Origin of the sequence: Streptomyces sp. NBC_01508 (assembly GCF_045040315.1) — a bacterium.
Lineage (GTDB): Bacteria > Actinomycetota > Actinomycetes > Streptomycetales > Streptomycetaceae > Streptomyces.
The window spans coordinates 4,350,548-4,364,459 of the sequence record NZ_CP109419.1; the positions used below are offsets into that span (position 1 = coordinate 4,350,548).

At 70.9% G+C, this 13,912-nt stretch carries 11 protein-coding genes; 4 read left to right on the forward strand and 7 right to left on the reverse strand.

Going from position 1 to position 13,912, the window contains the following annotated elements:
* Positions 1-161: 161 nt before the first annotated feature.
* The gene (locus OG700_RS20130) at positions 162-647 is read left to right on the forward strand and encodes an ATP-binding protein (protein ID WP_405615503.1); all 486 of its coding nucleotides are present in this window, start codon (positions 162-164) and stop codon (positions 645-647) included.
* Between the two features lie 130 nt (positions 648-777).
* Here OG700_RS20130 and OG700_RS20135 read toward each other — a convergent pair whose 3' ends face one another.
* Positions 778-2,298, reverse strand: coding sequence for an aminopeptidase P family protein (locus OG700_RS20135; RefSeq protein WP_405615505.1), 1,521 nt, complete (start codon positions 2,296-2,298; stop codon positions 778-780).
* A gap of 155 nt (positions 2,299-2,453) precedes the next feature.
* The gene (locus OG700_RS20140; protein WP_405615507.1) at positions 2,454-4,010 is read right to left on the reverse strand and encodes a PP2C family protein-serine/threonine phosphatase; all 1,557 of its coding nucleotides are present in this window, start codon (positions 4,008-4,010) and stop codon (positions 2,454-2,456) included.
* Positions 4,011-4,457: 447 nt separating this feature from the next.
* Between OG700_RS20140 and OG700_RS20145 the strand changes: the two genes are divergently transcribed.
* Positions 4,458-5,141: a bifunctional DNA primase/polymerase gene (locus OG700_RS20145; RefSeq protein WP_405615510.1), complete on the forward strand. Its 684-nt coding sequence runs from the start codon at positions 4,458-4,460 to the stop codon at positions 5,139-5,141.
* Between the two features lie 231 nt (positions 5,142-5,372).
* A complete protein-coding gene (locus tag OG700_RS20150) occupies positions 5,373-5,903 on the forward strand; it encodes a hypothetical protein (protein WP_405615513.1) in 531 nt (176 codons plus the stop codon).
* Between the two features lie 271 nt (positions 5,904-6,174).
* Here the strand turns inward: OG700_RS20150 and OG700_RS20155 are convergent, their stop codons facing one another.
* The 3 genes from OG700_RS20155 to OG700_RS20165 all read right to left on the reverse strand — a co-directional run bounded on the left by OG700_RS20155 (position 6,175) and on the right by OG700_RS20165 (position 8,913).
* Positions 6,175-7,155 (reverse strand): DUF5926 family protein, encoded by a 981-nt coding sequence (locus OG700_RS20155; RefSeq protein WP_405615515.1) that lies wholly within the window; start codon positions 7,153-7,155, stop codon positions 6,175-6,177.
* Between the two features lie 255 nt (positions 7,156-7,410).
* A complete protein-coding gene (locus OG700_RS20160) occupies positions 7,411-8,019 on the reverse strand; it encodes an ATP-binding protein (RefSeq protein ID WP_405615517.1) in 609 nt (202 codons plus the stop codon).
* A gap of 75 nt (positions 8,020-8,094) precedes the next feature.
* Complete coding sequence (locus tag OG700_RS20165; RefSeq protein ID WP_405615519.1) at positions 8,095-8,913, reverse strand: glycerophosphodiester phosphodiesterase; 819 nt, start codon at positions 8,911-8,913, stop codon at positions 8,095-8,097.
* 268 nt (positions 8,914-9,181) lie between these two features.
* On the opposite strand from OG700_RS20165, the gene OG700_RS20170 reads away from it, so the two are divergent.
* Positions 9,182-10,681 carry a S1C family serine protease gene (locus OG700_RS20170; protein ID WP_405615521.1) on the forward strand — a complete coding sequence of 500 codons (1,500 nt, stop codon included), beginning with the start codon at positions 9,182-9,184 and terminating at the stop codon, positions 10,679-10,681.
* 224 nt (positions 10,682-10,905) lie between these two features.
* Here the strand turns inward: OG700_RS20170 and OG700_RS20175 are convergent, their stop codons facing one another.
* A complete protein-coding gene (locus OG700_RS20175; protein WP_405615523.1) occupies positions 10,906-11,532 on the reverse strand; it encodes a dihydrofolate reductase family protein in 627 nt (208 codons plus the stop codon).
* A gap of 263 nt (positions 11,533-11,795) precedes the next feature.
* A complete protein-coding gene (locus tag OG700_RS20180) occupies positions 11,796-13,526 on the reverse strand; it encodes a hydrogenase maturation protein (protein ID WP_405615526.1) in 1,731 nt (576 codons plus the stop codon).
* Between the last annotated feature and the right edge of the window lie 386 nt (positions 13,527-13,912).

Consider the following 13,912-nt stretch of genomic DNA (forward strand, 5'->3'; position numbering starts at 1 on the left):
CTTCGTACGGCAGGTCCGGAAGATCACCCTCTGTCCCTTACAGTGGCGGACGGGTCATGCGCATCCGCCGAAAGAGTTGTTTTCCGGAGGCGATGTGCTTACGAGTCGCTTACAGGGGCAATACGTATCGGTATGTCGAGCTGTGGCCAGGAGGCTGGAGCATGAGCATCTGGTGGTCCCTCCATTTGCGGCGCGAAGCCGCGAGCGTCCCGCTCGCACGCCGTCTTCTGATCGGCACGATGGAGACCGCGGGCGTCGACCCCGACATTTCCTTCGATCTGTCCGTCGCCCTGAGCGAGGCCTGTGCGAACGCCGTCGAGCACGGCGGCGACGACCGCCCCGGTGAGCGGTCCCGCGCGTCGGAGGCATACCGGGTGACCGCGTATCTGGACGGCGAGAAGTGCCGTATCGAAGTGTCCGACTCCGGGCCGGGATTCCCCTCCCGCCGGGCCGTGCGACGGCCCACCGCCCTTGCCGCCCGCACCGCCGAGGGCGGGCGGGGGCTCTCGCTGATCGAGCAGCTGGCCGACCATGTGCACTGCCGGAACCGGCCGGGGCGGGGCGCGGTGATCAGCTTCGACAAGATCCTGAAGTGGCGCGAGGAGACCCCGATGGTGGCACTGGGCGGTACGACCGCCGGGGTCTGACCCCCGTCGTTGTCCGAATTCCCGGCCGGCGGCAGTTGCCTGGTGGCCGGTGGCCGGTAGTCGATGACCGATACGGCCCGGCCGCGCGTTCCCCGCGCGGCCGGGCCGCACACTGTCCGGCCGTCCGGACTCAGCCCTGCTTGGTGGCCGCCATCCACGCCTCCACGTCGTCGGACGTACGCGGCAGCCCGGCCGACAGATTCCGGTTGCCGTCCTCCGTGACCAGGATGTCGTCCTCGATCCGGACACCGATGCCCCGGTACTCCCGCGGCACCGTGAGGTCGTCCGCCTGGAAGTACAGCCCCGGCTCGACGGTGAGGCACATCCCGGGCTCCAGCGTCCCGTCCACGTACGCCTCCGTGCGCGCCGCCGCGCAGTCGTGGACGTCCAGACCGAGCATGTGTCCCGTGCCGTGCAGCGTCCACCGGCGCTGGAGACCCAGCTCCAGGACCCGCTCGACCGGCCCGTCGACCAGGCCCCACTCGACGAGCCGCTCGGCGAGCACCCGCTGTGACGCGTCGTGGAAGTCCCGGTACTTCGCGCCCGGCTTCACCGCGGCGATACCGGCCTCCTGCGACTCGTACACCGCGTCGTAGATCTTGCGCTGCAGCGCGTCGAACCGGCCGTTGATCGGCAGGGTGCGCGTGACGTCGGCCGTGTAGAGGGTGTGGGTCTCCACGCCCGCGTCGAGCAGCAGCAGATCGCCGGGGCGCACGTCCCCGTCGTTGCGCACCCAGTGCAGGGTGGTCGCGTGCGGTCCCGCGGCGCAGATCGAGCCGTAGCCGATGTCGTTGCCCTCCACGCGGGCGCGCAGGAAGAACGTTCCCTCGATGTAGCGCTCGCTGGTCGCCTCCGCCTTGTCGAGGATCCGTACGACGTCCTCGAAACCGCGGACGGTCGCGTCGACGGCGTTCTGGAGCTCGCCGATCTCGAATTCGTCCTTCACCGCCCGCGCCTCGGACAGATGGACGCGCAGCTCGGCGTCGCGCTCCGCCGTGACCTTGTCGGCCAGCGCGGCCTCGACGGTCGCGTCGTGCCCGCGGACGGTCCGCACCGGGCCCGTGGCCTCGCGCAGCGCCCCGGCCAGCTCCCGTACGTCCTTCGCGGGCATGCCGAGCAGCTGCTCGGCCTCGGCGAGCGAGTGCCGGCGGCCGACCCACAGCTCGCCCTGGCGGCCGTCGAGCCAGAATTCGCCGTTCTCCCGGTTGGAGCGGGGGGTGAGATAGATCGTCGCCAGGTGGCCGTCGCCGCCGGACCTCGGCTCCAGCACGAGGACGCCGTCCTCCGTCTGGTCGCCGGTGAGATACGCGTACTCCGTGGAGGCGCGGAAGGCGTACTCCGTGTCGTTCGACCGGGTCTTTCCGGTGCCCGCGGGGATCACCAGGCGGTCGCCCGGGAATCGCGCGGACAGCGCGGCACGGCGGGCCGCGGCGTACGGCGCCTGCGCGAGGGGCGCCAGGTCGCGCAGCTCCGTGTCGGCCCAGCCCGACTTCATGTTCTCGGCCAGCTCGTCGGACACGCTCGCGTAAAGGCCGTTCTTGCGCCGCTTGGCGGGCTTCTCGGCCGACGCCTCGTCGGCGTCGGCGCCATCGAGCACGGTGTCCGGACTTCCCAGGGCTTCCGGGGTTTCCGGGGTGAGATCCTCGGCCACTGTCTGCCTCCTCTGTACGACATCGGACCGGTCGGGTCCCGGCTCCATCGTATGTGTGTACGGGGAACAAGCCAGGGGGCCTGTGGACAATGTGACGGACGGACCGGACGGACCGGACGGACCGGAGGGGATCCGTCCGGTTCAGTCGAACCGGTTCACTCGAAGCGGGCGGCCAGGATCACGACGTCCTCCGCGCTCCCGTTCGCACCTCTCCCACCTCTCACGCCGTAGGCGTTGGGGGGGACGGCGGGGACGGGGACGGGAGCGTCGAGCCCGTCCGGCAGCACCAGTCGCAGCACATGGTCGGCGATCGCCCCCGGATCGTCCCTGAGGCTCCTGGGGACGCTCGCCGCCGCCGCGTGCAGCCGCGCGAAGGCCCGGTCCATCGGGTCGCCGGTGCGCCGCAGCAGGCCGTCCGTGTACAGCAGCACCGTTTCTCCCGGCGCGGGCGACAGCCGCACGCTCGGCGCCTCCCAGCACGACAGCATCCCCAGCGGCGCCGACAGGGTCGTCTCGACGAACTCGGTGCGCCGCTCCCCCACGATCAGCGGCGGCGCGTGCCCCGCCCCGGCGAGCACGATCCTGCCCAGCGCCGGTTCGGCGTAGGCGAAGAGCGCGGTGGCGGTACGCGCCGGTTCGGTCAGCCGCAGCAGCAGTTCGAGGTCGGACAGCACGGCGACGGGATCCTCACCCTCCATCACCGCGTACGCCCGCAGGGAGGCGCGCAGCCGTCCCATGGCCGCCAGGGCGCTCGGTCCCGATCCGCTCACCGAGCCGACGGCCAGCCCCAGCGCACCCTCGGGCAGCGGCAGCGCGTCGTACCAGTCGCCGCCGTGCCCGCTCGTGCGGTGCCGTACGGCGAGCCGTACCCCGGGCACGCGGGGCAGCCTGCTGGGCAGCAACTCGTCGGCGATCGTGGCCTCGCGGGCGCGGGCGGTCTCCAGCTCCAGGAGGCGCGCCAGATGCTCGGCGGCGTACCGGGCGTAGAGGCCCACCAGATGGCGCTGTCTTTCCACCGGTTCGGCGGGTTCGTCGTAGAACCAGACCGCGACGCCGATCCGGCCCGCCGTGTCGGTCGCGAGGGAGAGCGCGTACGTGGCGCGGTAGCCGAGCCGCAGGGCCACCGCGCGGTGCAGCGGGTCGAGGTCCGGGTCGCCGAGCAGGTCGCCGACCGACTCGGCGGCGGTGGCGGGCTCCCTGGTGTCGTCGAGGAGTCTTCCGTAGGAGGTCGCGTCGCGCGGTACGGTCTCCAACTGGCCCAGGTCCGCGTGGCTGAGGCCGAGTCCGACGGTGGTGCCGGCGATGTGCCCGTCCGCGTGGGGCGCCGGTTCGAGGACGACCAGACCGCGCGAGGAGCCGACGAGGGCGGCGCCCGCCCGGACGACCTCGTTGAGCGCCGCGTCCACCGAACCGGTCCTGGCCAGGCGTTCGGTGAGTTCGTGGAGGGTGGTCAGGTCGGAGACCCAGCCGGCCAGCCGGTCCTGGACCAGGACCACGGGCGCGCCGGGGGATTCGTCGAGGGGCGCGGCAGTGTGCGCGGGAGCCGGAACTGCTGAATCGATTCCAGCCACTTTCGGCATGTGCGGAGCGCTCATGGCAACCGGCTTTCTGACTGGTGCGTTTCGCGCAATAGCACCGCAAACCACCGGGTGATTCTGCGCCACTATCAGTGCATCCACATGTACACGCACAACTGAGGCGATGTCCAGCATTGTCCTGGCGGAACCACTGGTGTCTGTGCGACGCTCAACTTGGCGAGAAAATGCTCCCAGCGCGGTAGTCTGCGATCGACTGAGGGGGCTCGGCAGGGGCAGTTGGGACGGCCCCGGAACCTGCGGAACCTGACGGACGGCTTCGGCGTCTTAACCGCCGTAGCCCGCGCGCCATCCCGGAGTGGCTGGGCTGTCACAGCGAGACGACAGACCATTGAATGCGCCACCCAGCGCCACGCGTTAACGAAGAAAGACTGCGTTCGGCCCAGGAGCGGTGAGCCCAGCCGCAGGTTGGCGGAGTCCGACTGTGCCCCGTCCAAAGGGGCGGCGGAGCGTCGACGACATGCGTCGACTGTACGCACAGCGATACGCACAGTGAAGCCATGCACACAGATTTTCCGGTGTGGCATGTGGACCTCGGCGTTCAACGGAAAGGAACGAGCGCTCATGCGCGAGATCCTCGGAAGGCGACGCAGGCTCCGGCTCAGGCGCAAGGGGATGCCTGCCCCACTCGAAGCGGCGCTCACCTGCGCCACGGCATGGCAGTGGCCCGTACTTCCCGGAGCCGGCCTGAAGACGTCCGGCGGCCGGGGCGACCGCGGCCTCGGCTGCGCCTGCCCGGACCCCGAGTGCGCCGTACCCGGCGCGCACCCCTTCGACCCCGGCCTGCTGGCCGCGACGACCGACGAGCGCATGGTGCGCTGGTGGTGGGCCAACCGGCCCACGGCCCCGATCGTGATGGCCACCGGAGGCGCCGCGCCGTGCGCGCTGAGTCTGCCGGCCGCCGCCGGGGAGCGTGCGCTGGTGGCACTGGACGAGATGGGTATGCGCCTCGGCCCGGTCGTGGCGACACCCACCCGCTGGTCGCTGCTGGTGGCCCCGTACACCCTGGAACGGCTCGGCGAACTGCTCTTCGCCAAGGACTGGGTGCCCAGCTCGCTCCGCTTCCACGGCGAGGGCGGCTATCTGGTGCTCCCGCCGTCCGAGGCGACCGGCGGTCAGGTCCGCTGGGAGCGGGCGCCGTTGCCGGGCTCGGCGGCGCCGTGGCTGCCGGACGTGGAGGCGGTCGTGGACGCGCTGGTCGAGGCGAGCACGAGCGCTCCGGACGGCGGCAGCAGGCTCGCGTACTGAGCCTCGTGCGCCGAGGCCTCATGCGCTGAGAGCCGGACCTCCAGGGCCTCGCATACGGAGCACGGGCCGCACCTTCCGGTGCGGCCCGGTTTCTGTCTTCACTGTCACTCGTACGGGTGCGCCGTGGCCCGAGTTGTACGGGAAATGGCCGCGCGGTGCTCCAGGTGGTCCGATTCCGCCGATATCTTCGGCCGACCGTCAAGATCTCCCCGGCAGTGGCAGGTGGGCCCCATGAATCTTCGCGTGATCGGGCTCGCCACCGCGGTGGTGTGCGCCGCCCTGCTGCCCCTGGCCGCGTCGGCGGGCTCCGCGGGCGGCCCCATGGTCCCGCCCCGGCTCGGAGTCGTACCCCGGGCCGCGCCCCCGGCCGAGGCCCCGGCCACGCTCCCGGAGTCGGGGAACGGTGCCGTGGCGGCCGTGGAGCGCTGCGGCCCGGCGCTCACGTCGCGTGACGGGATCGAGGCCCAGACCTGTGTACTCACCGAGAGCGGAGACACCTGGGGCCGTACGTACTACCGGAATGTGTCGGGTGATGAATTGACTTCCGTGCTCAGTCTGATGGGGCCCGGCGGGCGGACCACGCAGTCCCACTGTGCGGTGGATGGCGGCGACGAGCCGGGTTCTTGTGAAACTCCGCGTGAACGCACAGCGGGAAAACCCGCGCGGTACTGGGCGGTGGCGGAGTTCGCGGGAAGCGCCGACGGGACCGGGCCGCTGTTGCTCAGGTCGGGCAGCAACTCGGCTGCTCCGTCGGCCAGTTGAGAGCCCCGGGCGGTTCGCGGAAGTGACGGCCGAGAGGCGTGGCGACGGGCGCGGCGACTCTGCAGTGTTCACTCCGGAAATTGCAGAACTGTGCCGGGGAACGGCGACGCCCGGTCGCTGGCGACGGGGGATGCACCAGCGACCGGGCTTCTAGAACGGTAACAAGAGATCGGCGGTTAGCAAATTCGATCCGATGTATTCGGACAAGAAATTACTTGCCGGTACGGGCAGTTGTGACGATCGTCACCGTGGGCGACGAACGCCACGACCCTCAGCTGAGGGTCACCTGGCGGTTGGTGAGCCCGCCGCGCGCCCGGCGCTCGTCCCCGGTCAGCGGCTCGTCCACCGCCAGGGCGGCCGTCAGCCGCTCCTGGAGCTCCGCCGCAGGCTTCTCGCAGTCCTCCGCGCGCATCGCGCTCGGCAGGTCCCAGACCGGCACCGTCAGCCCGTGTGCCCGGAAGGAGCCGACCAGCCGCGTCCCCTCGCCGAGGCTCGACGTGCCGGCGGCGTGCAGCCGGGCGAGCGCGTCGAGCAGCTTCTCCTCGGGGTGCGGCATGACCCACCGCAGGTGGTTCTTGTCGGGCGTCTCGCACCAGTACGCGGCGTCCGTGCCGGAGAGCCTCACCGTCGGGATCGCGGCGGCGTTGGCGCGCTCCAGCGACGCGGTCACCTCCGGGGTCGCGTTGTCTGCGTCCGGCACCCAGAACTCGAAACCGGGGTGGACGACCGGCGCGAAGCCGGCCTCCGGGTCGAGCAGATCCTGAAGGCGCGGCCCGTCGGCCGGCACGCGCTGCGCGGCGACCGGGTTGCCGGGCTCGGCGGTCAGCGCCCGCCGCAGCGTGTCGGCGAGATCGCGGCTGAGGTCGCCGGAGGAGGTGTCGTTCTGGAGCGCGAGCAGGACGGAGCCGTCGTCGCGGCGCAGCGCGGGCCAGGCCATCGGCAGGACGGTCGCGAGCGTCACGGACGGTACGCCCTCCGGCAGGCCGCCCTTGAGGGCGAGTTCGGCGGTCGCTGCGGGCACCAGCTCGCGCAGCGCGATCCAGTCGCACTCACCGGCGAGCCCGTCGAAGGGACGCTGGACCAGCTCGGTGACGGCCTGTGCGGCGGCCCGGCCGTGACAGGCCTTGTAGCGGCGGCCCGAGCCGCACGGGCAGGGCTCGCGGGCCCCCACGACCGGAATCGGCCCGTCCGTGAGCTGAGCTTTCGCGGACCGAGCCTTCGCGGCCTTGGTCTGGGGGCGCTTCTTGGCCATGGTGGGCTTCTCCCGATAGCGGCAGTGCGGTGTCGGGCGCGAGCCTAGTCGTACCGCGTATGACCGTGGGCGCAACGCCCCATCGGGGCAGGGCGGGTGGGGTGGTGAGGTTCGCGTACGTACACCGCGTACGTACACCGCGTACGTACGCGCCCCGTACGTACGCGCCCCGTACGCACGCGCCGCGTAGGTGTGGCGAGTGCGTGTGGTGCGTACGGCCGGCGCGTACGGCCGGTGCGGTGGCCCGTCGCTCGGTCAGCCGAGGTCGTCGACCGCGTCGAAGGTGTCGGCGAAGTCCAGCTCCGGGACGGCGACGCGCGTAGCGAAATCCTCGTGGCGGTGTCCTTCGGTGACGATCACCCACACCGTGACCTCGCCGGACGAGCTGTCCCGTACGCCCCAGTCCTGGGCGAGCGACGTGATGATGTTCAGCCCGCGACCGCCACGCGCGGTGACCGATGGGGTGGCCGGCGCCGGTCGGGTCGGGCCGCCACCGTCCGTCACTTCGACGGTCAGCCGGCCCGCTCCGTCGACCTCCCAGGCCGCCCGTACGTCCCCGTCGCCGATCTCCGCCCGGCCCAGCGGTCTGCCGTGCCGGCAGGCATTGCTGAGCAGTTCGGAAAGGATCAGTACGGCATCGTCGACGACCGCGTCGGACATTCCTCGGTCGCGCAGCTGATCGCGCATCCGACGCCGTGCCTGTCCCACGCCCGCAGGGCCATGGGGAACGGCCATGCTCGACGACGTGGGCACTTCTTGCGCCACCACAAACGCCACCCCCGAGACCTCCTTTGCCCCACGCCACGGTGTGAATGCCCCAACGGCCTGGACCGGAAACCGGCCAAGCGAGGGCCAGTGACGCACTCAACACGGTCGAACACACACCGAACGCGCCGGTGTACTCCCCGTCACTCCCCGTGTGTCCGAATCCCCGACAAGTCAGTCAAGGCGCCCCAGTTGGGACAGCACCTGTTTGGGACGGTTGGTGATGATTGCCTCCACCCCGAGGCTCACGCAGAGTTCGACGTCCTCCGGTTCGTTCACCGTCCAGACATGGACGCGGTGGCCCGCCCTGTGGAGCCGTTCCACATAGCCCGGCTGGTTGCGCACGATCCGGATGCCGGGTCCCGCGATCCGGGCCCCCGCCGGCAGCCGTCCGTCGCGCAGCCGGGGGGAGACGAACTGCATCAGATAGACGGTGGGCAGTTGCGGCGCCGCGTCGGCGATGCGGTGCAGCGACCGGGCCGAGAAGCTCATGATGCGTACGGGCGACTCACCGGGCGCCGGACCGTCGAGCCCGAAGCGCGCCAGCATGTGGAGCAGCCGCTCCTCCACCTGTCCGGCCCAGCGGGTCGGATGTTTGGTCTCGATGGCCAGCTCGATGCGCCGGTCGGTGTCGGCGACCAGTGTGAGCAGCCGCTCAAGCGTCAGTACGGAGGTGAGGGAGCGGTCCTTCCAGTCGGGGCTCTCCTCGCTGTCCATGTTCTCCACGGTCTCCATCCACGAACCGAAGTCGAGGGTGGCCAGATCGGCGAGTTCCAGGGCGGAGACGGCGCCGCGTCCGTTGGAGGTGCGGTTCACGCGGCGGTCGTGTACACACACCAGGTGCCCGTCGGCGGTGAGTCGTACATCGCATTCCAGTGCGTCGGCGCCGTCCTCGATGGCCTTCTTGTACGCGGCCAGAGTGTGTTCGGGGGCGTCCTCGGAGGCTCCTCGGTGGGCGACGACCTGGATGCTGTGCTGCCGTGCTTGAGTCACCCCGCCATGGTGTCACCGAGACGGGGTAAGCGTGGGGCGGCGTCCCTCCGGGGGCGCACTGCGGATGCGTCCTGTTTGTCCCGTAATAAAGGATGGCGGGGAGACACACAGGTCCTGCTTACCGTGGTCTGACGTGCTGTGGGAAAAGCTGAGGGCAGAGACGTACGACAACGAGTACATGTCGAAGAGGCATGCGCGGTCAACCGAACCGACGGAAAACAGCGGAACTCTTGCCGAAGACTGATGTGGAACCGAGGAGTAAAAGACTGTGAGCACCGAGAACGAGGGCACAGCGGTCCCGTCCGCCCCGTCCGTACCTCCCGTGCCGGTTGCCGCTCCTGAGGGCACACCCGCGTCCGCTCCGGGGGAGTTCAGCCACGATCAGCGCTACCCCGAGCAGCCCGGCCGGTCCAGTGAGCCCGGCGGGGCGGGCGGGTTCGGCGCGCCGGTCCAGGCGTCGTCGCAGCCGCCGTCGCAGCCGCCCTCGGTCGGATCGGCCCCCGACGCGGGATGGCCGCCGCCCTCGCCCCCGTCGGTCCAGCCTCATTACGGAGGCGGCGGTGGCAGTGGCGACATCGGCGGTGGCGGCGGATGGGGTGAGCCGCCCGCGTCCGGCCCGCAGCCCTCCCGCAAGCGTCCCGGCGGGCTGATCGCGGCGGTGCTCGCGGCGGCGCTGGTCGCCGGTGTGGTCGGCGGCGGGGTCGGTTACTGGGCGGCGGACCGTAACAGCGACGGCAGCGTCAGCGGTGGCTCGACCACGGTCTCCGCGGCCGACGCCCCCGCTCTGAAGCGGGAGGCGGGCAGCACGGCGGCGGTGGCCGGCAAGGCGCTGCCGAGCGTGGTGACCATCACGGCGCAGGCCCAGGGCGGCGACGGCGGCACGGGCACGGGCTTCATCTACGACAAGCAGGGTCACATCCTCACGAACAACCACGTGGTGGCGTCGGCCGCCGACGGCGGGGACCTGACGGCGACCTTCTCCAACGGCAAGGAGTACGCGGCCGAGGTCGTCGGCCGCGCCGAGGGCTACGACGTCGCCGTGGTGAAGCTGAAGGACCCGCCGGCCGGGCTGAAGCCGCTGGCCCTGGGCAATTCGGACCAGGTGGCGGTCGGTGACTCGACGATCGCGATCGGCGCGCCGTTCGGGCTCTCCAACACCGTCACGACGGGCATCATCAGCGCCAAGAACCGCCCCGTGGCCTCCGGTGACGGCTCCAGCGACAAGAACTCGTACATGAGCGCCCTCCAGACGGACGCCTCCATCAACCCCGGCAACTCCGGCGGTCCGCTGCTGGACGCGCGGGGCGCGGTCATCGGCATGAACTCGGCCATCCAGCCCTCGGGCGGTGGCGGTGGCGGTGGCGGTGGCGGCGGGACCCAGGCGGGCTCGGTCGGCCTCGGTTTCGCCATCCCGATCAACCAGGCGAAGAACGTTGCCGAGCAGCTCATCAAGACCGGCCAGCCCGTCTACCCGGTCATCGGCGCGACGGTCTCCATGTCGGACGGCGGCGACGGCGCGACGATCTCGGGCGACGGCGCGGGCGGCGGCGCGGCGGTGACGCCGGACGGGCCGGCCGCGAAGGCGGGGCTCAAGTCGGGTGACGTGATCACGAAGTTCAACGATGTGCCGATCGACAGCGGCCCGACGCTGATCAGCGAGATCTGGACGCACAAGCCGGGCGACAAGATCAAGATCACCTACACGCGCGACGGCAAGGAGTCGCAGGTCGAGGTCACCTTGGGCGAGCGCAAGGGCGATACGCAGTAGAGGGCTGACGTACACCGACGGGGCGGGGCGCCGAACTTGGCGCCCCGCCCCGTCGGTGTACGTGTCCGTGGGACATGCGCCCATCGCGGTGATCTGCTCCCCGACGCGCAGGTTGGCCTCCATGACGTCGGGCGGGATGTCGGCGACGCCGCCCGGGGGGTTTCCTTCTCGTAGACCAGAATCGCGTACTGCGGCATGCCGCTCGCCATCCGTCTTTTCCCCGCTCACCAATTGCCGGTCTCGGGGCCCATGGCCCCGTATTCGACCTTGCCCGCCCGCGCGTACGTGCTGACGACGACACCGCTGTCGGACCGCGTGGTGTCGACGAGCCTCAGCCCCGCCGGGACGGTGCCCCTCCCGAAGAGCCGCTTGCCGGAGCCGATGAGCACCGGGAAGACCAGGACGTGGAACTCGTCCACGAGGTCGTGCTCGATCAGCGTCTGGATCAGCTCACCACTGCCGTGCACCTGGATCTCGCCGCCGTCGCTCTCCTTGAGCGTGCGGACCGCCTCGGCGACGTCGCCCGTCAGCAGCGTCGAGTTCTGCCACGACACGGAGTCCAGTGTCCGCGACGCGACGTACTTCCGCACGCTGTTCATCTTCGACCCGATCGGGTCGTCGGCCTCGGCGAGCGGCCAGGTGGCGGCGAAGATGTCGTACGTCCTGCGCCCGACGAGCAGCGCGTCGGCGCGGCGGACCACGGTGGTCATCCGCTCGATGAGATCCGCCCCCATGTGCGGCACGGACCAGCCACCGTGCTCGAACCCGCCGTCCCGGTCCTCGTCGCTGCCGCCCGGGCCCTGCATCACCCCGTCGAGGGAGACGAATGTGGTCACCATCAGATTTCGCATGCGGGTTTCCTTCGCTCGTACGCTCGTTCATCTGTTCATACCGCGCCGACCGGCGGCCTTACCAACAACGGCGAACGGGATCGCCCACGATCGACAACACGAGAGCAACGAAGTTCGTGTGCGTGGGGGTGGTCGTGGCCGTACGGCGAGGACGTACGGCCACTCCCGTACTCCCGTACTCCCGTACTCCCGTACTCCCGTACTCCCGTACTCCCGTACTCCCGTACTCCCGTACTCCCGTACTCCCGTACTCCCGTACGTCCTCAGTCGCCGTGGCCGGCCACGGGCGACGTCCCCGCCCGCAGTTGGTCCGGCGTGGACGACGGCCGCACCTTCCGTACGAAGGCGGCCCGCAGCGCGTGGTACGGCGCGCCGGGATCGAAGAACGTGGCCCGCATCCGTGCCAGTTCGGCCTCCCGGTACGCGCTCAGCGGCGCGACGGCCTCGTCCCGTTCGCGCGCCGCCTTCTTCTCGCCGACGCGCCGCTGCGTCCCCGGCGCCGACGCGAGCCGCGAGGCGTGGTGTGCGACGACGGAGCCGAAGTCCTGCGGCGTGCTCTCGATGACGACGTCCACCAGCCCGATCCCGTACGCGCGGGCGGCCGTCACCGGGAGGGCGCGGCGCGTCAGGCGCTGCGCCTCCTCGTTTCCCACCCTGCGGGGCAGCGTGTACGTCCAGTACTCCGACCCGTACAGCCCCATCAGCCGGTAATGCGGGTTGAGTACGGCTCCGCTCCGGCACCAGACCTCGTCCGCGGCCAGGGCCAGCATGGCGCCGCCCGCCGCCGCGTTGCCGCCGAGGGCGCTCACGACCAGCCGGTCCGTCGTGGTCAGCAGAGCCTCCACGAGGTCGTCCATGGCGTTGATGTTCTCCCAGGACTCCCGCGCGGGGTCGTCGGCCGCCTCGATGACGTTCAGGTGGATGCCGTTGGAGAAGAAGTCACGGCTGCCGCCGAGTACCAGCACGGTGGTCGGCCGCGTACACGCGAAGCGGTACGCCGTGAGCAGGCGTCGGCACTGCGCCGTACTCATCGCACCACCGGCGAAGGTGAACGACAGGAAGCCGGCCTGGCCGTCCTCCCGGTAGCGGATGTCACTCCATGTCCGGCGCTCCGCGGGCGGTTCCCAGGCGATGGGGGCGGCGATCTCGGGCAGCGCCGCCACCCGGTCTCCGAGGGCCGCAACCGCCGGCAGCTTGAACGTGGCCGGGCCATCCGCCTTACGGCGGGGGCGCAGTTCCGGAATCCACACCGCGCCGTCCACCGTCGCCCGGCAGACGGCACCGGACCTGGTGGCCACCAGCTCTCCGGGCCGCCCGCGCAAGGTGTCCTCGGCGTGGCCGCCGTGCAAGTACCACTCCTCTTCGAGGAGTACGTCCAGGACCCCCGGCTGCGAATTCGCCCCGCGCAGCTTGCGCACCACGGTCTCGGTCGGGTCGGACGCCCAGTCGATACGCCGCAGGCTCTGCGCGAAGTACGGCCGGCCGCACACCCCCGCGCCCGAACCGGTGGGGTCCTGCGGCTCGGGAACGTACGTCCCGGACGCGAAGCGCTCCACGGCGAGCAGCACCGCTTCGAGTGCGGCGTCGGAGACCTCGTTGCGGTAGAGGTCGCTCTTCCCGACGTCGGCCGGTACCGGACACCGGGCCGACGCCCACACGTCCCCGCCGTCCATCTCCCCGGCGGCTTGCAGGACGGTCACCCCCCACTCGGCGGCGCCCAGGTGGATGGCCCAGTCCAACGAGGACGGCCCGCGGTCGCCGACCGGCCCCGGATGGACGATCAGACAGACGCGGCTCGACCAGATGTCGGCCGGGATCGCGGTCTTGAGCATGGGGGCGACGACCAGATCCGGCGAGGTACGGCGTACGGCCTCCCGCAACGGCTCGTCACCCAGGGCCAGTTCCACACGGACGGAGTGCCCGCGGTCGCCGAGTTCGGCGAAGACGCGCTGGGTCAGGCTGTTGAAGGCACTCGTGACCAGCAGGATGTCCACGGCAATCTCCCTTGAGCCGCCCCCCGGGGCCGGCCGAACGCAGGCCACCGCCGATCATGGCCCACCCCCGCCCGACACCTTGGAAGCCCCGCCGGTCCGAGGGCCAAGACCGGAGCCAAGACCGAGCCAAGGCCTGGGTTGAGGCCGAGGCGTCAGGAGCTCGCCGGTCTCACAGCTTGCCGGTGACGACTCCGCGCCAAGTCCATCCCGCGCCAAGGACGGTGTCTGGAACACCCGACTCACCTGTGTCCGGGCGAAGAAGGTCTGCCAGGCCGGCTCCAGGAGGCGCCACTCGGCGACCAGGTCGGCGGGGCGCTTGGTTCCGGTCAGCTTGTCGAAGAGTCCCATGAATTCAACCTGTGAGGCGTTTGTTTGCCGGTGCGAGG

What these genes read in the sequence shown, in the direction of transcription:
- OG700_RS20150 (WP_405615513.1), top strand. Translation starts at nt 5,373, where the DNA reads ATGAATCTTCGCGTGATCGGGCTCGCCACCGCGGTGGTGTGCGCCGCC.
- OG700_RS20175 (WP_405615523.1), bottom strand. Translation starts at nt 11,532, where the DNA reads ATGCGAAATCTGATGGTGACCACATTCGTCTCCCTCGACGGGGTGATG.
- OG700_RS20155 (WP_405615515.1), bottom strand. Translation starts at nt 7,155, where the DNA reads ATGGCCAAGAAGCGCCCCCAGACCAAGGCCGCGAAGGCTCGGTCCGCG.
- OG700_RS20140 (WP_405615507.1), bottom strand. Translation starts at nt 4,010, where the DNA reads ATGCTGGACATCGCCTCAGTTGTGCGTGTACATGTGGATGCACTGATA.
- OG700_RS20130 (WP_405615503.1), top strand. Translation starts at nt 162, where the DNA reads ATGAGCATCTGGTGGTCCCTCCATTTGCGGCGCGAAGCCGCGAGCGTC.
- OG700_RS20145 (WP_405615510.1), top strand. Translation starts at nt 4,458, where the DNA reads ATGCGCGAGATCCTCGGAAGGCGACGCAGGCTCCGGCTCAGGCGCAAG.